The sequence below is a fragment of the Legionella lytica genome, assembly GCF_023921225.1.
Taxonomy (GTDB): Bacteria; Pseudomonadota; Gammaproteobacteria; order Legionellales; family Legionellaceae; genus Legionella; species Legionella lytica.
In genome coordinates this window covers 1,834,488-1,854,023 of sequence record NZ_CP071527.1, presented here as the reverse complement: position 1 = coordinate 1,854,023, position 19,536 = coordinate 1,834,488, and the positions used below count along the sequence as shown (strand labels likewise).

Genomic DNA, 19,536 nt, shown 5'->3' with positions numbered 1-19,536 from the left:
AAATTATGATGCAAAGTAAAGGTCAATACATTAATGGGCAATGGATAAAAAGCAATGGTTCGGCTTTAGAGTCTATTAATCCCAGTTATGGCACGGTATTCTGGCAAGGAAGTAGTGCCACAGAACATGACGTTTCTATAGCAGCAGAAACAGCCCATCAAGCCCTCCCCGCCTGGGCTGCTCTCGATTTTGAACAACGAGCCCAATACACCAAAAAATTTGCAGAACAAGTAGAAAAAAAGCGAGAGCAACTCGCATTACTGATTGCTCAAGAAACAGGGAAACCAATGTGGGAGTCACAAACAGAAGTAAGTTCTGTAGTGGCTAAAATTAATATATCAATTCAAGCCTATCAAGAGCGCACTGCGGCAAAACACAATGCAACAGCCGAAGCAAATGCCTGCCTACGTTTTAAACCTCAAGGCGTTGTCGTTGTTTTAGGTGCCTTTAATTTTCCTGCACATTTAAGCAATGGGCATATTGTTCCCGCACTTTTAGCTGGGAATACAATTCTTTATAAACCCAGCGAACAGACACCTGCTGTAGCTGAATTAATTATGCAATGTTGGCATGATAGTGGATTGCCAGCTGGCGTAATCAATTGCATCCAGGGTGACGCACGCTCAGGCAAAGCACTTTTAGCTCAAGATATTCAGGGAGTTTATTTTACAGGCAGTTATCCAACCGGCTTGCGTATTCATCAACAATTTAGTGATCGACCTGAAGTAATTCTGGCCTTAGAGATGGGGGGTAATAATCCCTTAGTGATCGATGAAGTTAGTAATATCAAAGCAGCAGTATATTATACAATACTGTCCTCATTACTTACTGCAGGACAACGTTGCACCTGTGCACGACGAGTTATGATTCCTGATACGGCCCAAGGTGATGCTTTTCTTAAAAGTTTTATCAAAGCCTGCCAATCATTAAAAGTAGGTCCTTATGATCAACAACCAGAGCCTTTCATGGGTCCTGTGATTAGTAATGACCAAGCATTAATACATCTACAAAGCCAAAAAAAGCTGCTTGAATCTGGGGGTGAATCCTTATTATCTATGAGTTTATTGAAAGAAAATACAGGTTTACTCTCTCCGGGTATTATTGATATGACTAAAGTATCTAATCCCCCGGATGAAGAAATTTTCGCACCTCTAGTACAAATTCATCGCTACAAACATTTTGATGAGGCAATTAGCTTGGCGAATCAAACCCGTTATGGGTTGGCTGCAGGCTTGCTCGGTGATAACGAAGCGAATTATCAACACTTTTATCAAAAGGTTCGTGCAGGATTAATTAATTGGAATAGGCCGACAACAGGGGCAGCCAGCAACCTGCCCTTTGGTGGAGTTGGCTTTAGTGGTAATCACCGCCCCAGTGCCTATTTTGCTGCAGATTATTGCGCCTATCCTGTTGCGAGTATGGAACAGCCCTCACTAACGACGCCAGCACAACAATTACCTGGCATTATATTGGATTAGTAAATGACAATGTATGAATTAAACATGGATGGTCTGGTTGGCCCAACCCATAATTATGCGGGCTTGGCTGCGGGTAATGTTGCATCGACAAATAATGCATTCAGCATGGCTAATCCACAAGCAGCTGCAAGACAAGGTTTAGAGAAAATGCGCCTGTTGCATAATATGGGATTAAAACAAGGTGTATTGCCCCCTCACCAACGCCCCAATCTTGAATTACTACGACAATTAGGTTTTCAAGGAAGTGGCGCGGAGCAAATAAATAAAGCGTTTAAAATAGCACCTGAACTTCTTAGCGCTAGCTACTCAGCATCCAGCATGTGGACTGCAAATGCAGCGACCGTTTCGCCAAGTATCGATACCTTAGATCAGAAAACTCATTTTACCGCAGCCAATCTGATCGGTAACTTACACCGTCACCAAGAGGCCGATTTTTCACAAAAACTACTGCAAGTTATCTTTGCTGACGCGAATTATTTTAGCCATCATCCAATAGTACCTCGCTCAACCGTTACTGGCGATGAAGGGGCTGCAAATCACAGCCGCATCTGCCAAAACCACTCGAAGCCTGGGATTCATCTTTTTGTCTATGGAAGAAAAGCCTTAAATAGAGGTGAGTACTCTATCGGCCCAAGCAAATACCCTGCTCGCCAAACATTGGAAGCATCTGAAGCTATTGTACGTAACCATCAATTACCGAAGGAAAAGGTTATTTTCGCTTGCCAAAACCCTTTTGCGATAGACCAAGGGGTCTTTCATAATGACGTTATTTCGGTTGCGAATGAGTCCGTATTTCTTGTCCATGAACAAGCATTCCATAACCAAGAAATGGTTTTGAATGAACTACGAGAAAAAGCATCCTTTCCCTTATCAATTATTGAAATCAGCAAAGAACAACTGAGTATTAAAGATGCAGTAGAATCTTATCTCTTTAATTCACAAATTATTAGTTTAGCGAATCAAAATGAGATGATGTTGATTGCTCCGATTGAATGTGAAACTAATCCGCGGGTTAGACTTTGCATTGATGAGTTAATTGCCGATAAACAAAATCCAATTAATTCAGTACATTATATGGATCTAAAACAAAGTATGCGCAATGGTGGAGGCCCGGCCTGCTTAAGATTGCGTATTCCATTGCAAAAACAAGAACTTCAAGCGATGCATCAAGGTGTTTTAGTGAATAATCAACTATTAGATACCTTAGATGCTTGGGTATTAAAACATTACCGTACGGAATTAAGTACAGCGGATTTAGTAGATCCTCAGTTAATTACTGAAAGCTTTCAGGCTTTAGATGAATTAACTCAGATACTTAGGCTTGGTTCCATCTACCCATTTCAAACAGAATAGATGCACTGCAATGTGGAAAACAAAGTTTGGCAAATGTATTTATGAATCGCCTTCAGGCTATAAGGTTTATCAAAATTTTTTTTATCGTTGGTTAACTTTAGGCTCAAAAGCGCTGCAAACAGTAATTAACCGGCGCCATCCACAGAAACCGGCATTACATTATTTACCCGGTCTGACTTTAATGGCGCGCCAATATCCTGGCCCAAGCTGCTTACTAGGCCTGGGTGGTGCAGGAATTCCATTAATGTTATCCATAGAACATCCGCCACCACCTTTAGTTGTAATTGATAAAAGTGATGAAATCATTGATATTGCGAAACGCTTTTTTATCACAGAAGAACTTAAAAACTTAACCATTATTCATGCCGATGCTATGGATTATGTTGTCCAAACCGACGTAACTTACAAACATTTAATGGTTGATCTTTACAACGCCAACTTTTTCCCCCCAGAATGCAACAATGAATTATTTTTTTGCTCATGCCAACGGATCCTCGCCCAAGATGGCTTCTTAGCCTTAAATCTTGCCAATATCAAAGAGCAATGGCCCTTGTTTCAACTAGTAAAAAGGTTCTTTAAACACACTCTGGTCGTACCTATTAAAAAAAGCGCTAATATGGTGATCATCGCCTCCAATAATGAAAGCAAAGAGCATTTTTTTCAACAAGTCAGAAAGTCCGGAGAGTTAAAGCAAATTATATGGGTTGAATCATGGGATTACGTGGGTGAGCTATAAGAGCATAGACAAAAAATATTTTAACAACACTCGATAAAAACATCTGAAAACCACAAGCAATGTGCTATATTTTTACTAAATGAGGTATAATAAATCAGAAACTGAGATACTCTATTTACAGTGAGCACAAATATGGCCATTTCTAATATTTCTCAAGCAAAAACAATAACGGTCATTAACAATTATTTAAAATGGCATAACCTGCCAGTACATTGGAATAATACAGGTGTATGTAACGGTTTAGCAGTTGTCCATGTTCATTATGCACTGCAAGGAAAGGAAGATGTATTTTTTAAAATGCTGCATAAAATCTCTGCAATGTCCCAAGGAGATTTCTCACAATCCACGGTAAATGATTCTCCAGAAGAAGACTTAGATCATTTATAAGCCAAGTTATTTTAGCCTATGACCCCAGTATTTTTGCTCAAAACTTATCTCAACGAGACTCCCATAAAGCATTTAAAATTAATGGAGAACCCTTACAATCCAATTTTGTTTTGCCTTTAGTAACATCAGATGAAAATTGGGCAAAAATCGTAAAAGATATTGATCTGCAACCCGGAGAAATATTTAAGGTTACATCAAATAATCATGCATATCCATGTATCGTTTAAATGGCCAATATGTAGTGTTTGATCCTAATTATCCAGAAGGAATGAAACAATTTAACAACGAGGAAGATTTAATTGAGGAATTACGGACAAATGTTTTTTCATTCGAGGGCAGTGATATGGCTTTAACAGTAAGTCAAATTACCAGCTCAGAATTCAAACCTGATTCATCTCTTAGTCGTGCCAAGCCTGCTGATTATGTTAGAGAATATCTTGACGTTGATTCAGTTGCTTTTTACCCACCTGGTAAATCGGTAGCTAACGATGTATATATCGCGGCAGGAGCAGAAGATAAGGAAATAATTAAAATATATTTTGAGTTAGATCATGAGAGAGACTGGACTGCGAATGAGCTTAAGGAGGTGGGCATTCAAGCAATACTGAAAAATAATGCTAACAGCCTGGATGCTATTTTAGATAAATTAAATGCCTGTCCGGCGCAGACAAAAACAGAGAGAAAAGATAAAGAGGGTGCGATCAATGTGCTCATATTGTTAGCTCTGCGTGATGGACGCAATGAATTATTTCAAAAGATAATAACTGATGATTATGGAAAGAAAATTTTCGATACCATCGATGATAGTGTCTTATTAAATATGGTCGCTCGAGGCGGCAATCCAGAACTCTTAAACAATATACTTGAGCGAGTCCGCAACAATGCTGTTGCAGAGGAACAACTAGTAGATACTGAAGAGGTCGACCATAATGAGGAGTCGAAAGATCTTGACGAGTTAGCAGATGTGATACAAATGAACCTTTCTGATTTCCTCGGTGATGATTTTTTAGGTGAAGAGGAAGAGATTGCGCCAGAATCGCAAATGACTGAAATGGCCGTGATGCTTCTTGAATTTGACTCAAGAGGAGAAAATGCAATTATTTGTGCAATAAAAGGCAACTCACCTGAATGTCTTGGCATCTTGTTGAAACAATTAACCAAGGAGAACTATGTGCCAACAACGGAGGAGTATCAAAGTTACCTCTCTGCAGCGATTAATAAAAATGATGTACGTATGGTCGATAAGCTTATTAATCATATCGATCCCAACATGCTCTCGTCAGTAATGAGCGGTTTAACTCTTTCCTCAGAGCAAATGAAAAAAACAAATCTACATATACTTCAAACATTAGAAAAAAATGGATTTCCTTTGGAAAAACAAGGGCAATTGATTGTAGCCGAAAAAGAAGCTCAAAAAACTGGTATTATCGAAATTATTGGAATTAAATTAGTTAAATTTATCGATTATATGCAAGCTGCTTTGGGATTAAAAAGTGTTTCACAAAAAGAAACGAATCCTTCAGCTGAGACTCAAACTAGTTCATCTCCTGATGAAGAAAAAATAAACTCCCTTAATACGTCACCTAAAGAAAAATTTAAAGCGATATTTAATGATTTTAAACAGAAAAGCCAGGCCCTAAAACCACTTGATAAAGAAGATGAATTGGTACTCGAAGGGCCACGCCCTTGCAAATAAAACATAGGAGGCTTCACGCCTAAACCCGCCACAAATACCATGATGCAATACTTTGGTAAGGATACCAATCTTCTCCTAATTTTGCTAACTCCTTAGGCGTTGGTTGCTTATCCAAAGATTTCATACGCTTATACCCTTCTCGAACACCAAAATCATGAATTGGAAGCACATCCAAACGTCCTAGATTAAAAATTAAGAGCATTTCAACAGTCCAAGGACCAATTCCAGGTAAAACAGTAAGCTCACGAATTAATGTTTCATTTGATAACTCTTTTGCCTTAGCAAAAGTCGGTACAAGCCCATGAATACGAGCCTCAGCAATCGCTTTTATCGTATTAATTTTTCTCATTGAAAAACCACATTTCCTTATAACATCGCTCTCAATAGATAAAATCTGTTGTGGCTCAGGAAATTTTTCTTCAGGAAATAAAGCCAAAAAACGGTTTAAAATTGCTTCAGCCGCCCTACCGTGTAATTGTTGATGCGCAATTGCGCGAATCAATGTCTCATAAGGCTCCTCAGTTAATTTGGGTACTAATTTACAAGGGCCAACTCGCTCAATAATTAATGACCAATCAGCATCTAACTTAGATAGATAGTCACATGCTTGCTGATAAACAGGAATATCAGGCACTTCGTCATTTACAGTCATTCTTGCTCCGTTGGTCCATCAATATAGCATAGTACCGATAGTGTAGTAGAGGCACATTGATAAGTTCTGAAACACTATCATTTTCGCTGATAATACAAGAAATTTTACACCCTATACACAGAGTTATCCACAGATTTTGTGGATAAAAACACTCGTGAATCAAAATAAAATAAATACGCGAAGATCCTTATAAAATAAGGAGTTTATTTAGGTTTAGGATAAAAAATAAGAAGTTAGATAGATTAACAGAAGTTAGAGATATCCACAGGATATTTTCAAGAGTGTAAAAACACATGTATCTTATCAAAGATAAAAATAAAAAACAGTCTTGACTTTAAATATTTTAAAAATATATTCGAGAGATAATTAAATGATGTAGCCTGGTTGCTCGCAACCAGGTCACACACAACAAAGATTAAATTTCCATTAAATCTTTTTCTTTATTCGCTAATAATACATCTACTTCAGCAATGTACTTATCAGTTAATTTTTGAATTACTTCTGCAGCACGACGTTCATCGTCCTCAGAAATAGATTTGTCTTTAACTAAGTCTTTTAATTGGCTATTCGCGTCACGTCTAATGTTACGAATAGAAACCTTTCCTTGCTCGCCTTCATTACGGACTACTTTAATCAACTCTTTTCTACGCTCTTCAGTTAATGGAGGCATAGGCACACGAATTGCAGCCCCAGCAGTTGATGGATTAAGTCCCAAATCAGAAGTCAAAATTGCCTTTTCAACAGCAGCAACCATAGACTTTTCCCAAGGAGTAACCATAATGGTTCGTGAATCGCTTGCTGTAATATTCGCAACCTGGCTTAGCGGTGTTGAGGTACCATAATAATCAACATGAACATGATCCAGTAACCCAACATTGGCTCTTCCAGTACGAATCTTTGTCATATCAACTTGCAATGATTCAATGGTTTTTTTCATGCGTCGTTCTGAGTCTTGCTTAATCTCATTAATCATTATTTGCTCCAACTATAGTTCCTACACGTTCGCCCTCGACAATGCGTTTTAACGCATTAGGAGCAGCCATGTCAAACACCTGTAATGGCATATTTTGATCTTGGCATAAACAAATTGCCGTAGAATCCATTACCTCTAAGCCTTGAGTTAAGACCTCTTTATAAGTTAAATAATCATAACGCGTTGCATCAGGATTTTTAACAGGATCAGCGGAATAAACTCCATCTACTTTAGTCGCTTTTAAAACCACATCAGCACCTATTTCAATAGCTCTTAAGCAAGCAGCAGTATCTGTAGTGAAAAATGGATTCCCTGTTCCGGCTGCGAAAATAACCACATGGCCAGTACGCAAATGAGTAATCGCCTTACGTCTGTGATATGAATCAACTACTCCCATCATGGGAATAGCTGACATAATACGAGCAGGTAAATCGATACGCTCTAATGCGTCTCGCATTGCTAAAGCATTCATAACTGTAGCCAGCATCCCCATATGGTCACCGGTTACACGTCCAACCCCAGCTTGAAAAAGCGCTTTACCACGGAATAAATTACCCCCACCTAATACCAAGCCAACTTCTACACCCATTTGAATTAGTTCGGCGATGTCTTTGGCTAAAGTATCTAAAACCGCAGGATCGATACCAAACTGTGACTTCCCCATAAGGGCTTCGCCACTAAACTTGAGTAGAATACGTTTATATTTTAGTTTTAGGTGACTGTCATTCATCATGAGCGAACCTGAGCCATTACTTCTTCAACAAAGTTGTCTTCTTTCTTCTCAATACCTTCACCAACTTCATAACGGATGAATGCGATTACTTCGGCATTCTTCTCTTTTAGAAGCTGACCAACTTTCATATCTGGGTTTTTAACATAAGGTTGACCTAACAGGCTTACTTCATCAACAAACTTGTTGATTCGGCCTTCGATCATCTTGTCGATAATTTCTTGAGGCTTTCCACTTTCTTTAGCTTGAGCAGTGAAAATTTCGCGCTCATTTTCAATTGTTTCAGCAGAAACTTGATCACGGCTAACAACAATTGGCTTGCTTGCAGCGATGTGCATTGCAATGTCTTTAGCAAGAGTTTCGTCGCCATTTTTCAGAGCAACCATTACACCAATTCGTGAACCATGCATGTAGTGACCAACAACGCCATCAGTGCTCATACGCTCAATACGACGTAACTTAATGTTTTCACCGATCTTAGCAACAAGTTCTTGTCTTGCTTGCTCTACAGTAATACCAGAATCTAATGTAAGTGCAGACACTTCGTCAATTGTAGGAACTGAGCTGTTTAATGCTGCAGCTGCAACTTTGTCAGCAAAGCTAGTGAAGTTCTCATCACGAGCAACGAAGTCTGTTTCACTGTTGATTTCAATCATTACAGCAGAACGTCCATCAGTAGAACGAGCAATAATAACTACTCCCTCAGCTGCAACGCGATCTGCTTTCTTATCAGCTTTTGCTTGACCTGCTTTACGCATTTCAGTAATAGCCGTTTCAATATCACCGTTGGTAGCGATTAGGAATTTTTTGCATTCCATCATACCAGCGCCAGTACGCTCGCGTAATTCCATGACTAATTTTGCACTAATTGACATCTTCATTTTCTCCGCATAGAAAAAAGGGGGCTAAGTGAGGTTCTACAACCTACTTGCCCCCATTCATAATATTAATTATTCACCAGCTTTTTCAGCACTGTGTTCCTTCTCAACAACTTCAACAAATTCAGCGTCAGAAGAAAGTCCACCAACAGAATTACTGTTTTTTGCATCTAAAATAGCATCAGCTATGCAACGAACATAAATGTCTACTGCACGCATAGAATCATCATTACCAGGAATAATGTAATCGATGTTTTTAGGGCTGTTATTTGTATCAACAACACCAATAACAGGGATCTTCAAGCGACGAGCTTCTTCAACAGCAATGTGTTCGAAACCAACGTCAACAATAAACAACGCATCAGGCAATCCGCCCATGTTTTCAATACCACCCAAACCACGCTCTAATTTTTCAAGCTCGCGGGTTAGCATTAACGCTTCTTTCTTGATCATCCCTTCGAACAATCCTTTCTCTTTCATTTCTTTTAATTCTTTCAAACGGAAGATAGACTGACGAACAGTTTTGTAGTTAGTTAACATACCACCTAACCAACGGTGATCAACATAAGGCATGCCACAACGTTTCGCATGTTCACGAATACTTTCTTGTGCAGCTCTTTTAGTACCAACAAAAAGGATTTTTGCTTTGTTAGAAGCTAAACGACCAACGTAGTTAGTTACGTCATTTAACATTACCATCGTTCTTTCTAGGTTGATAATGTGGATCTTGTTACGAGCACCAAAAATGTACTCTCCCATTTCAGGATTCCAGAAACGTGTTCTATGTCCAAAATGAGCGCCCGCTTCGAGCAATTCACGCATACTTACATTCATTATTATTTCTCCAGGGTTAAGCCTCCACGTTCCCCATACGCCACCTCAAGGGACCCTAACGTACGTGCCGAAACGTGTGTGTATTTAAAAAGCGCGGTATTTATAACATAAAGTGGAATATTCAGCAATCTAATACTTTAATTAAATTAACACTAATTAAAAAAATATGATTATGAATACATACAGATACAATCCGCACCACCACATAAAAATATGGTTGAGCAATAATCGCAATCTATTTATGAATCTGGAAAATCAGATTCGCCTAATAAAAATGCGCGAAACCAACCTATCCGATGTGATTCATTTAATATACGATTCATTGCTTCTTAATAGTAATGCAATTCAAGATTTAATGCACTATTGCCGAGAGCATCGGATTATACCCGTTGACATTCGCATGACTCGAGCCGAGATTATTTCTGATAATGAGCAGAAGTTATTTCATTTTTATGATGATGAAATAACTCACTTAAATCAGGGAGGGAATCTTGCTGTTGCCAGTGATATATTGAGATGGCTATCACCATTTTATAAATTGGGCACTTATTCTGATTTTGATTATCCAATTGATACATCAATGCTTCCAGAACTAATCGATGTTGATGCGCCCTTATTGCTTAACATTGGTAGTTTAAAGCTAGGAAACAAAGAGTTTATCCTGGCGAATAATGATTTTATTGCAGTCGTTGATGAACTAGCAGCGAGTCATCTAATAAATAAAGTACATCATAACCTATTATCAAAACTGACACATTACGACAATGATTTTAATGAGCAAGTTGAAAAACAATTTAGTGATAACTTATTAAGTCGCTACGTAATCCGACTAATGAGAAATCGCTCCGAAACTCTCTATATTGCTAAATCAAAAGATCTAAAACAACAACCTGAGCTTATTGATTCAACACCATTGAATTCATCACGTAGTTATAGGAATTATATTCAACAAATAATGACGAATAATGATTTATTTTTACGTTTTAATAAGCAAGGAAGTGAATCATCCGCAGAGATCATACAAAGGCTAAGAAATGAGTTAGAACAAAACCTTAATCTAGTTAAGTTTCTATTTTTTAATAAAGAATATGCAGAAACCAAACAGCTCCTACAATTAAATGATAATGATTTTTTAACCTATTGCAGGAAAAAAGAAATTAATCTTTACCTTAAGTCCATCATTGTTTGCACTACTGGGCCCGTGGAAATCGCCAACGCACTTTTTAGTAAATATGTAATGGATAGTCATGAACTTATTAAAGAAGTCCAACCATTATCATTTAACCATTATCAATTACAGCATGCATTTAAATCGCCAAACTCCATTCCATTACATGAGAATCCATTAGGAATGATGAAGTTCCTTGGGGCTAGCGAAGGCGAGGTTAATGATTCATCCTGGCTAGAATCAGGAAAGCAATTACAAGAAGCACGAATAAAAACACTTAAAGCACAAAAAGAGTTTTTTTCTTCAAACTTATCTCAATCACTTCTAAGTATAAAAAAAGATTTAGAAACTAATCTGCAAAAAAGCAGTAAGCCCCTATTTAAGAAACGTAATGAAACCAAAAAACAACTGCTTAATGAAGTATTGGAATGCTTTCATGAAGAACAAGAGTACGATTTTGATGTGGAGCAATTCCAAAGCATTTTATTAAAGAAAAATGACCAAGTCACACATTTATATTTCAGCCCAACTAAACGGCTTATTCAAGACTTACAAAAACTAAGCCACGAGGCGGTGGTGTTTGGATTAACGCAGCAAAGAAAAATTATATTGAATGCTACCGATAAAGAGCTAAGGCACTAATTTATTAAGCTGGGTAAGAATAAACAGAAGAACTCGCTGCGCGCATATCTCCCGGGGCTGCTTCTAAATGTAGCCCTGATGCAGCATAGCGTAATCCAGGAGGTCTGCGTGCAGCGAATTCCTTAAGTAAATAACAACCTTTCCTATATTTTCTCCAATAAAAACATACACAAAAGTTTTATTGACAAGCCCATAGTTTAAACTGTAGGATCACATTTTTATCACCAGGGGTGCTAAACCAATATCCGGTTTAGCTGAGAATCACCCTTTGTACCTGCTCTGGATAATGCCAGCGAAGGAAGAGTGAATTATGTACAGTAAAAGTCTATCTTTTTTCCCAGCACCAATAACAGCTAATTTTGTTTCTGTTTTGCTGAAAACCCCACCCATTGCCCGAAATTTAGAAAAAATTTATAAACATCCGTTTAATCAACAATTGTTTGACGGCACCTTAAAACCGGATGCTTTCGGCTACTTTTTGCATGATGACTACATCTACCTACATCACTACGCGCTAATATTAAAAAATATCTCAATAAGAGCGACTAAAGTTAATCCTAAGCTATCCCAACAACTAGACTATTTGCACAGCGACATCATTTCCGGTGAGCAACGCATGCAAGAACGGTATAAAAAATATTTTACCCATACCGAAACATCTCGACCTGGCATTGCTATCTCATCCTACATTGAGTTTCTCCAAGAACAGTCACTTGATACAGAAGAGCTTCCGGTATCACTCTGCAGCATTTTTCCTTGTTTTTGGATTTATTATCAATTAGGAACCAAAAAATTAGCACCCAAACAATTAATTGTAAATCCCTATAATGACTGGATAAAAACCTATTCGAGTAGTAGCTTTGTTGAGGCAACACTAACACTTGCAGATACGATTGATACATTAGCCCTTGAGTCAACCCCAAATACCCAGAAGAAAATGAAGGCCGCTTTTGCTCAAGCAGTAGAATACGAATTACACTTTTTTGATGAATCTCATGAGCAAATACTCTATCCCTGCTCACTATAAATGGTGCCCAGCACCGTTAATGTAGACTAGAGCAGTAAAGCCCAGTAGCAAAAGTATTGCAGAGCTTTCAACAACCTACCTACAACGCAGGCTGAGTATAGCCTCCACTGTAATATTCTTGCCAATTACGTGCTGGCGGGATAGGACATGTTTTCGAAACCATATTCCATCCTTTCTTTCCATGAAACTCCTTATAACATGCTGATTGATTTGGACTATTTGCTAATATTAAAGAAGAAACAAGCACAAATCCAGCTGCTAATGATTTGATTATCATATAGAGCTCCTTTTCCTTGGTCACACCAAAAACGAAACAATCATAATCAATATGAGTATATTATTTACACAAAGAGCATGCAAATTTTTAATCCATTTATAATTGTTGGGCTCCTGGCCCAACACTAAGTTAAGGAGTAACTCGATGCTCTTGTTGGACCATGGGATCTTTAAGAATTTTCTCTATTTTTTACGTGAAGCAGCTACTTTAAAATTAACCGTTACTTCATCCTTAACTGTATCAGTACTCGCCCACTCACCAGAACCTACACCAAAAGCGCTACGTTTAATTATGGTTGAGCCTTCCACAACCCCGTGATCTTTAGGAGACTCTACTGCAGTAAACTTCAAAACTACGGGTTGAGATTTATTTTTAATGGTTAAAACACCAGCGGCTGTATAATGTTGATCATCGATTTTATTAATTTTGTTTGATTTAAACTCTGCGGTTGGAAATGCCTTAACGTCGAACCAATCAGGAGTAATCAATATATTAGCTAAATCCGCATAAGAAACAGAAAGTGAGTCCATGTTTATAATAAAATCGAGCGTAGCACTTTCAGGCTTTGTGGGATCAACCAGGATCGTTCCTTTAAATGACTTAAATGCTCCGGTTACAGGTGCGTTATTTTGTGTTCCTGTAAAGCTAATATTGCTTTCTGCGGGAATAATATCCCATTGAGGTATGGAGTCCGCATAAACACTAGAGCAAAAAGATAAGATTAAAAATAAAAATCGTTGACTTAATTTCATCGTAACATTCTCCGTAATATGTCATCCTTATTAATAAAATGGTGTTTTAACGCTGCAGCTATATGTAAACAAATCGCAGCAATCAGCGCATATCCTAACCATTGATGCATCCACTCAAATAAAGCAAGCTTATGTTGGTCCGGAGCCACAAGATTAGGTAAAGAGAATAAGCCAAAAAAAGAAGCCGGTAAGCCCGCAGCAGAAGTAATTAACCAACCCGTAATCGGCATAGCAAACATAAATCCATAAAAAATCCAATGCATACTACGCGCTGCGATTTGTTCTAGCCAAGGTAATGCCAATTCTGGGGTTGTATTACTTAAACGCCAAATAAGACGGAAGATTGCAAGAAACAATACTAAAAAACCATACTCCTTATGCCATCCATAAAATTTCAACTTTTCCAGGCTAATGGGCAAGTTCACCATATATAAACCTAGAGCTAATAAGCAAATAATTAATACTGCGATAATCCAATGAAGCAAAATAGCAATAATACCAAAACGGGTGGCGCTATTTTTAATTTGCATTGTCATTCCTTAGTTAAGGAAATTCATAAAAATAACCCGTATTAGCGCAGCATAATACGGGATCGAACCCTCAGTTCCTGCTCCGTTCCCATATTATGCTGCGCTAATATGGCTACACAAACAGACTAATCTACTCAGCCTTTTTATCCTGATAAGCTTCCGCATTAATATTAAGCTCCACTTCATCCCCAAGAGAGGGCAACAAAGTATTAATCCCAAAATCAGAACGTTTAATCGTTGCAGTTGCAGTGAATCCCGCTGTCATTTTATTATTGATAGGATTCATGCCCGCTTTGTTAAAGATCACACGCAAAACTACAGGTTTACTTATACCGTGTAGAGTTAACACCCCACTAACATCAGCCTTATTTTCACCGGTTACTTTGACTTTGTCACTGACAAACGTTGCTTTAGGAAAATGCGCAACATCAAAAAATAATTTGTCTTTTAAATGCTTATCTAATTCAGGTATACCAGTAACAATATCGGCAACATTAATATTCGCCACAACTTTGCTATTCTCGGGATGCTCTTTATCAATAACAAGCTGTCCTGTTGCATACCATTTTCCTGTTTGCGTTGAAAAACCTAAATGTTTAATGTTCCATGCAACATAGGTATGATTGTTATCGAGGATAAGAGTCTCTGGCTCCGCTCGCAGCGCAGCAGAGAAGCTAATTAAACTAATAAATAATAAACCCCAGTGAGCAATCCATTGTTTCATATTCATGTCCTTATTCTGATTTAAGACTTCCACCCACAATTTTTTCACAAAGACCTTTGGGCATAAAAAGAAAAGCATCTTTTTGCTGATCTTTAGTTGCGGAACCAGCACATGATGCAGTAGCAGTGGAGCAATCGTTCATACCCATTTTAGCAATACCATAACATTTTTCCATTGCAGGAGCTTCATTACCATCGGTTGCGTTTGCACTAGTGGTAGCAAGAACTAAAAACGCGGTCATAACTGAATGTACAAGCTTATCCTTGGTCAACATAAAATCACCTCTAAGCTATTGATAGTCGTGAATATATTATTTGACAACAAGTAGGACATCAAGTGGTTTTATTTGAACAAAAGAGAAATGCTTCTGTGAGCCTGGCCGGAAAGTATAAATTACTTTGCATTGTGTAAGGGCCATACAAACGGCCCAATAATATTCGACCATGATAAGAAATTTCAGGGGTAATAACAATCTAATTCGGAGCAAATATTGGCCTTACATCTGCTTCTGTCGGCACTGACGAGTCGTTCGACTTACTCAGGCTTAGACCATGGTCTTTAGATGATTTTCGAGTAAACAAGCGAAAACTATCTTTCATTTGGCTGACTATTGATTCTGCATCTTCTTGTGCATATTGACAATAAGGAGAAGCCCATGAAGCTCTTGCCGCATTGAAGAGTTCGGAAATGTGCTCCATTGAAACAGGAGTATTCAATGAACTAAATGTTATAAATGCACCTTTCATTTCATCTGGGCGATGAGAGCAAATAACTTTACCATCAAAGCTTTTGATTACTTCAAAAGCTTGTGCTAAACCACGCCCCTGCCCCCCCAATTTATTTTGGCCTATTTTATGGGACATGATCGAATGACAACCAGATAATTTACGTTCATAATCTATGGAAGCGCAGTCTGCTCCTAAAAAATCAGAAGAAAATCCGATGCCATCATCGAAAATACAAATGGATGATGCTAATGTAGTTGAACGGTCTTCTATAAAGAAATTTTCTGCCCCTGCATCTATCGCATTTTTTATGAGCTCATTTAAACTTTCAAGAATGACTCTATGTGCCGCAGCCAACCCTGCTGCACCTATTTTTTCTTCAAAATAACACCGAACCTGATGCTCAAAATCTTCCATTTCTTTTTTCCACCTCGGTCTATCAGACTTTACTTGCTCTATGGAAATTAATTTTAAACATACCATGGTGTATTCTATCTCCCTTATTATTTATCTCTTATATAAAATTTAATCGCCCTTTAGGGGGTAACATGACAAATATTTGGCATATTCACTAAATCCGTTTGCATATTAATCCTATGCTACTTTGTTTTTATATTCAACAGGTAGGATATAATTTAATGAGCTTCCAATTACCTTCGTCATAGGCCAACCTCAAATCAAGCATCTCCTAAATTAAAAACATCGCGTTTCTATGTAGATAGGTTCTTTCGATTTTTCGTGAATAATTGAATATTGACTATTTTTAAAATCTGTTTTAAAGAAAGTCTAAGTATCATGATGTAGGAGATTTCAATCATGCGTTTGATGATTCGTTGGGTTATTTTAGGACAAATGTGTTTGCTTTATTTAGTGCCTTGGGCCTCCTCCGCACCCCACTTAGATAAAATGTGTTTAAACAAATGCACCACCTCTTTTGGAAAAAAGCTAGGCGGTTTAAACGAAGTAAGTGCGTACAGCAATTGTTCTAATGATTGTGAAAGTTCTCTTTGGCACTATGTGAAGTTAAATGAAGGCTCGTTAGTAAAAACAGGCATGAAATGGCAATGTGTTGAATATGCACGTCGTTGGTTAATGACACAAAGAGGATATTCTTTTGCATCAATCGATCATGCATATCAAATTTGGAATCTAAAAACAGCAACCAACCTAACCACATACAAAGAAACTCCTTGGCTTCACTATGTTAATGCGGTTACAGAAGAAAAACCACAACCCCATGATTTACTCATATATAACACGACACAGGGTGTACATGGACATGTTTCCGTGATTGTTGCTGTTGCAGGAGACGATGTTTTAATTGCCGAGCAAAATTATGCGAATGCGCTGTGGGAACATCCAACCTACGCCAGACGGATTAAATTAATAAAGCAAAAGGGACATTATCAATTAGCGGATAAAGGTGTCATTGGGTGGATGCGTATTGCTCCCTAAAGATGATTCCTTGAGTGGTGTGGCTCATTACACCGAGCCATATCATTCTATAAACTAACCTCAAAAAAAGCGCCTGAATATGGCAATGTAGCTAAAAGTGGGGCTTCAAGGAGCGAAGTTAATGTCTCTATATTTTCGAATAAAGCCAACATATCTGGATCAACACAATTCGCAATCCACCCGGCACAGTGAATATTGTGCGCTTTTAATGCAGTAGTAGTCAACAAGGCATGATTGATGCATCCCAGCCTCATTCCCACGACTAAAATTACAGGAAATCGAGTTATTTTTAAAAAATCTATCCACGTTTGATTATCATTTAGGGGAACCATTAGTCCTCCCGCACCTTCAATAAATAATCGATCAATACCTGCTAGTTGCAAGTTAAGACAATAGTCTGCAATCTCAGCCACTGATAAATAGCATTCCTCGGCTCGGGCGGCAATATGAGGAGAAACAGGTAACTTAAAGCGCCAAGGATTAATTACATCCAAACTTAAATGACACTGTTCTTGTAATGCTAAAGCATCGGTACTCACTTGCTGATTATTCAACTCCAAACAACCGCTCGCAATGGGCTTAATTGCCGCAGATTTTGAAAAATATTGGACTAACTTTGCTGTAACATAAGTTTTCCCGCAATCAGTATCAGTCCCGGTAATAAAATATCGCTTCATTTAATAAACCCTCGGAGTTCATTAAGAAATAAATCTGGATGTGATAAAAAGGGCATATGCGCAGCGCGATTGAAAAATACGTAATTAAAGTGCGGATAAATTTCTTGCATCTCCCTCATTGTTTTAACAGGAACAATAGGATCCAGACGGCCAAACATATAGCATGCGGGACGGTCAAACTGTGTCATTCGCTCGCGAAAATCCCAAGTATCCAAGATTTCCAATCCAGATGCTAAGCCTTCATCAGTCGGTAAAAGCCCCAGTTCCATCTTGAATTTAGTCCTACTGGTCTGTAATTCAATAAATTCTTTCAATGTGTTCTGAGGGTCTTGTGATAATTTGCAATAAAACTCAGCAAATACCTCTCGCGCAACCCCGGGCCAGGAGTCATCCAACAAAAAGCGTGGTGAGGAGCAAATATTAAGTAAATGAGTCACTCGTTGTGGAACATCTAAAGCCAAACGCGTGCCATATAATCCCCCCATAGACCAACCAACCACAGCAAAATACTCGGGTAATTGGGTTAATAAGTTTGTTTTAAAAGTAGTCCAATCCATCATTGGGCTTTGCCCAAAACCAGGTAAATCAACGAGAATAAGTTGATACCTTGACTGTAACTCAGGCACTAAGGTCATCCAAATGTGCTGATCAAAACCCCAGCCATGGAAAAAAACCAATGGAAATCCAGAGCCGTGCTTATTGAGATGTATGTTCATAAATCACATTTAACTTATTAAATAAACTATTAATTTGCTCTGGAGTATGCTCATAATTCAAAATAATGCGTAATCCAGTTTCTTTTTTACCCACAGTTGGTTTGCGAATCGCCAGACAACTGATCCCTTGTTTTTTGAGCTCTTGGCTATAGCGCAAAGCCAAATGCGGACACCCCAAGCGCAGTTGCTGAATTGGTGTTGATGAATCAGCCCAGTCAAAAGGTGAAGATTGGATATGCTCACGAAACAAGTTAACCAAGCGCTTCAGTTTTAAACGCCGCTCATCCGCAGCAACCACGACATCTAGGGTGGTTAATAAACCATAACTTAAAGCGGGGCTAATTGCTGTTGAATAAATTAATGAACGACCAGCTTGCAATAGCGCAGCAATCCAATCATGTGCTCCGGCAATTAAAGCGCCTTGTGATGCAAACGATTTACCAAAAGGAATAACGCGTAAAGGAACTTCATTCTGTGTTAGTCCATGATAAGCAACAGCCCCCCTGCCTTGCTCACCTATCACCCCAAAAGAATGGGCCTCATCGACCAAGAGCTCAGTTTGGTTTGCCGCACATAAAGCAGAAATAGAGGATAATGGCGCTATTTGCCCACTCATACTGAAAATACCTTCAGTAATTAATGCGGAATTTGTTGCATTTTGCGGTAGCTTACGAGTTAAGTCCGCCAGATCATTATGAAAATAACGCGTAAAACTAACCTGTGATAGGGCCAAGCCATCATAAGCCGACGCGTGCAATTCTTTATCAACAAAGCAATGAGCCTTTAATCGGCCAAGCAATGCCGTCATAGCAAGATTTGCAGCGTATCCTGATGAAAATAAAAGGCATTCATCAACGGCTAATAATTTAGCAAAAGCCTGCTCCAAAGCGCGATGATTTTCATGGTAACCACTAAGGAGCATGGATGCACCACTGCCGCTAGGATAACAAGAATATCCTTGTTGATAGGCTGCAGAAATACGCTTGTCCGTAGCTAATGATAAATAGTCATTACTGTCGAAATGAATTAATGATGAGTTATCCGATTTAAATACGGTTCGCTTTCTCAATAAGCCTTGTTCTTTAAGCTGACTCGTATAGCTTGTCATTTTTTCGTTTAAGGACAT

The 19,536-nt window shown here is 38.4% G+C and carries 22 protein-coding genes and 1 riboswitch; of the genes, 8 read left to right on the top strand and 14 right to left on the bottom strand.

What is annotated here, in order from left to right; genetic code table 11:
* Positions 1–5: 5 nt before the first annotated feature.
* The 5 genes from astD to J2N86_RS08240 all read left to right on the top strand — a co-directional run bounded on the left by astD (position 6) and on the right by J2N86_RS08240 (position 5,650).
* Positions 6–1,478 carry a succinylglutamate-semialdehyde dehydrogenase gene (astD, locus tag J2N86_RS08260; RefSeq protein WP_252578918.1) on the top strand — a complete coding sequence of 491 codons (1,473 nt, stop codon included), beginning with the start codon at positions 6–8 and terminating at the stop codon, positions 1,476–1,478.
* A gap of 3 nt (positions 1,479–1,481) precedes the next feature.
* Positions 1,482–2,831 (top strand): N-succinylarginine dihydrolase, encoded by a 1,350-nt coding sequence (gene astB / locus J2N86_RS08255; protein ID WP_252578917.1) that lies wholly within the window; start codon positions 1,482–1,484, stop codon positions 2,829–2,831.
* A gap of 10 nt (positions 2,832–2,841) precedes the next feature.
* Complete coding sequence (locus J2N86_RS08250) at positions 2,842–3,567, top strand: spermidine synthase (RefSeq protein WP_252578916.1); 726 nt, start codon at positions 2,842–2,844, stop codon at positions 3,565–3,567.
* Between the two features lie 132 nt (positions 3,568–3,699).
* Positions 3,700–3,954, top strand: coding sequence for a hypothetical protein (locus tag J2N86_RS08245; protein WP_252578915.1), 255 nt, complete (start codon positions 3,700–3,702; stop codon positions 3,952–3,954).
* A gap of 214 nt (positions 3,955–4,168) precedes the next feature.
* Positions 4,169–5,650 carry a hypothetical protein gene (locus J2N86_RS08240; protein WP_252578914.1) on the top strand — a complete coding sequence of 494 codons (1,482 nt, stop codon included), beginning with the start codon at positions 4,169–4,171 and terminating at the stop codon, positions 5,648–5,650.
* Positions 5,651–5,669: 19 nt separating this feature from the next.
* On the opposite strand, the gene J2N86_RS08235 is transcribed toward J2N86_RS08240, so the two are convergent.
* From J2N86_RS08235 to rpsB, 5 genes are all read right to left on the bottom strand, one after another.
* Entirely contained in the window at positions 5,670–6,302 is a 633-nt protein-coding gene (locus J2N86_RS08235) for a DNA-3-methyladenine glycosylase family protein (protein ID WP_252578913.1), read from the bottom strand.
* Positions 6,303–6,717: 415 nt separating this feature from the next.
* Positions 6,718–7,275: a ribosome recycling factor gene (frr, locus tag J2N86_RS08230; RefSeq protein ID WP_252578912.1), complete on the bottom strand. Its 558-nt coding sequence runs from the start codon at positions 7,273–7,275 to the stop codon at positions 6,718–6,720.
* Positions 7,268–8,008 carry a UMP kinase gene (gene pyrH / locus J2N86_RS08225; RefSeq protein WP_252578911.1) on the bottom strand — a complete coding sequence of 247 codons (741 nt, stop codon included), beginning with the start codon at positions 8,006–8,008 and terminating at the stop codon, positions 7,268–7,270. Before pyrH ends, frr begins: the two co-directional genes overlap by 8 nt.
* On the bottom strand, positions 8,005–8,880 hold the full coding sequence (tsf, locus tag J2N86_RS08220) for a translation elongation factor Ts (RefSeq protein WP_252578910.1): 876 nt from the start codon (positions 8,878–8,880) through the stop codon (positions 8,005–8,007). The genes pyrH and tsf overlap by 4 nt, the downstream gene beginning before the upstream one ends.
* A gap of 75 nt (positions 8,881–8,955) precedes the next feature.
* Entirely contained in the window at positions 8,956–9,720 is a 765-nt protein-coding gene (rpsB, locus tag J2N86_RS08215) for a 30S ribosomal protein S2 (RefSeq protein WP_407658989.1), read from the bottom strand.
* Positions 9,721–9,889: 169 nt separating this feature from the next.
* Here rpsB and J2N86_RS08210 point away from each other — a divergent pair, with 169 nt between their 5' ends.
* On the top strand, positions 9,890–11,527 hold the full coding sequence (locus J2N86_RS08210; RefSeq protein ID WP_252578908.1) for a glycosyltransferase family 88 protein: 1,638 nt from the start codon (positions 9,890–9,892) through the stop codon (positions 11,525–11,527).
* Positions 11,528–11,743: 216 nt separating this feature from the next.
* A riboswitch (TPP riboswitch) is annotated at positions 11,744–11,846 on the top strand.
* Positions 11,838–12,554: a TenA family protein gene (locus J2N86_RS08205; protein WP_252578907.1), complete on the top strand. Its 717-nt coding sequence runs from the start codon at positions 11,838–11,840 to the stop codon at positions 12,552–12,554. It overlaps the preceding riboswitch by 9 nt.
* A gap of 79 nt (positions 12,555–12,633) precedes the next feature.
* On the opposite strand, the gene J2N86_RS08200 is transcribed toward J2N86_RS08205, so the two are convergent.
* From J2N86_RS08200 to J2N86_RS08175, 6 genes are all read right to left on the bottom strand, one after another.
* Positions 12,634–12,831: a hypothetical protein gene (locus J2N86_RS08200; RefSeq protein ID WP_252578906.1), complete on the bottom strand. Its 198-nt coding sequence runs from the start codon at positions 12,829–12,831 to the stop codon at positions 12,634–12,636.
* Positions 12,832–13,013: 182 nt separating this feature from the next.
* Positions 13,014–13,583: a YceI family protein gene (locus tag J2N86_RS08195; RefSeq protein ID WP_252578905.1), complete on the bottom strand. Its 570-nt coding sequence runs from the start codon at positions 13,581–13,583 to the stop codon at positions 13,014–13,016.
* Positions 13,580–14,113 (bottom strand): cytochrome b, encoded by a 534-nt coding sequence (locus tag J2N86_RS08190; RefSeq protein ID WP_252578904.1) that lies wholly within the window; start codon positions 14,111–14,113, stop codon positions 13,580–13,582. Before J2N86_RS08190 ends, J2N86_RS08195 begins: the two co-directional genes overlap by 4 nt.
* Positions 14,114–14,243: 130 nt before the next feature.
* Positions 14,244–14,837 carry a YceI family protein gene (locus J2N86_RS08185; RefSeq protein WP_252578903.1) on the bottom strand — a complete coding sequence of 198 codons (594 nt, stop codon included), beginning with the start codon at positions 14,835–14,837 and terminating at the stop codon, positions 14,244–14,246.
* 10 nt (positions 14,838–14,847) lie between these two features.
* Positions 14,848–15,111, bottom strand: a complete 264-nt coding sequence (locus J2N86_RS08180) for a BufA1 family periplasmic bufferin-type metallophore (protein ID WP_252578902.1) — start codon at positions 15,109–15,111, stop codon at positions 14,848–14,850.
* A gap of 199 nt (positions 15,112–15,310) precedes the next feature.
* Positions 15,311–15,979, bottom strand: coding sequence for an ATP-binding protein (locus J2N86_RS08175; RefSeq protein ID WP_252578901.1), 669 nt, complete (start codon positions 15,977–15,979; stop codon positions 15,311–15,313).
* 399 nt (positions 15,980–16,378) lie between these two features.
* Here J2N86_RS08175 and J2N86_RS08170 point away from each other — a divergent pair, with 399 nt between their 5' ends.
* Complete coding sequence (locus J2N86_RS08170; protein WP_252578900.1) at positions 16,379–17,017, top strand: CHAP domain-containing protein; 639 nt, start codon at positions 16,379–16,381, stop codon at positions 17,015–17,017.
* 47 nt (positions 17,018–17,064) lie between these two features.
* Here J2N86_RS08170 and bioD read toward each other — a convergent pair whose 3' ends face one another.
* From bioD to J2N86_RS08155, 3 genes are read right to left on the bottom strand one after another with little or no spacing between them, the layout of a single operon-like run.
* Entirely contained in the window at positions 17,065–17,694 is a 630-nt protein-coding gene (gene bioD, locus J2N86_RS08165; protein WP_252578899.1) for a dethiobiotin synthase, read from the bottom strand.
* Positions 17,691–18,410, bottom strand: coding sequence for an alpha/beta fold hydrolase (locus tag J2N86_RS08160; protein WP_252578898.1), 720 nt, complete (start codon positions 18,408–18,410; stop codon positions 17,691–17,693). Before J2N86_RS08160 ends, bioD begins: the two co-directional genes overlap by 4 nt.
* Positions 18,391–19,536, bottom strand: a complete 1,146-nt coding sequence (locus J2N86_RS08155; protein WP_252578897.1) for an aminotransferase class I/II-fold pyridoxal phosphate-dependent enzyme — start codon at positions 19,534–19,536, stop codon at positions 18,391–18,393. Before J2N86_RS08155 ends, J2N86_RS08160 begins: the two co-directional genes overlap by 20 nt.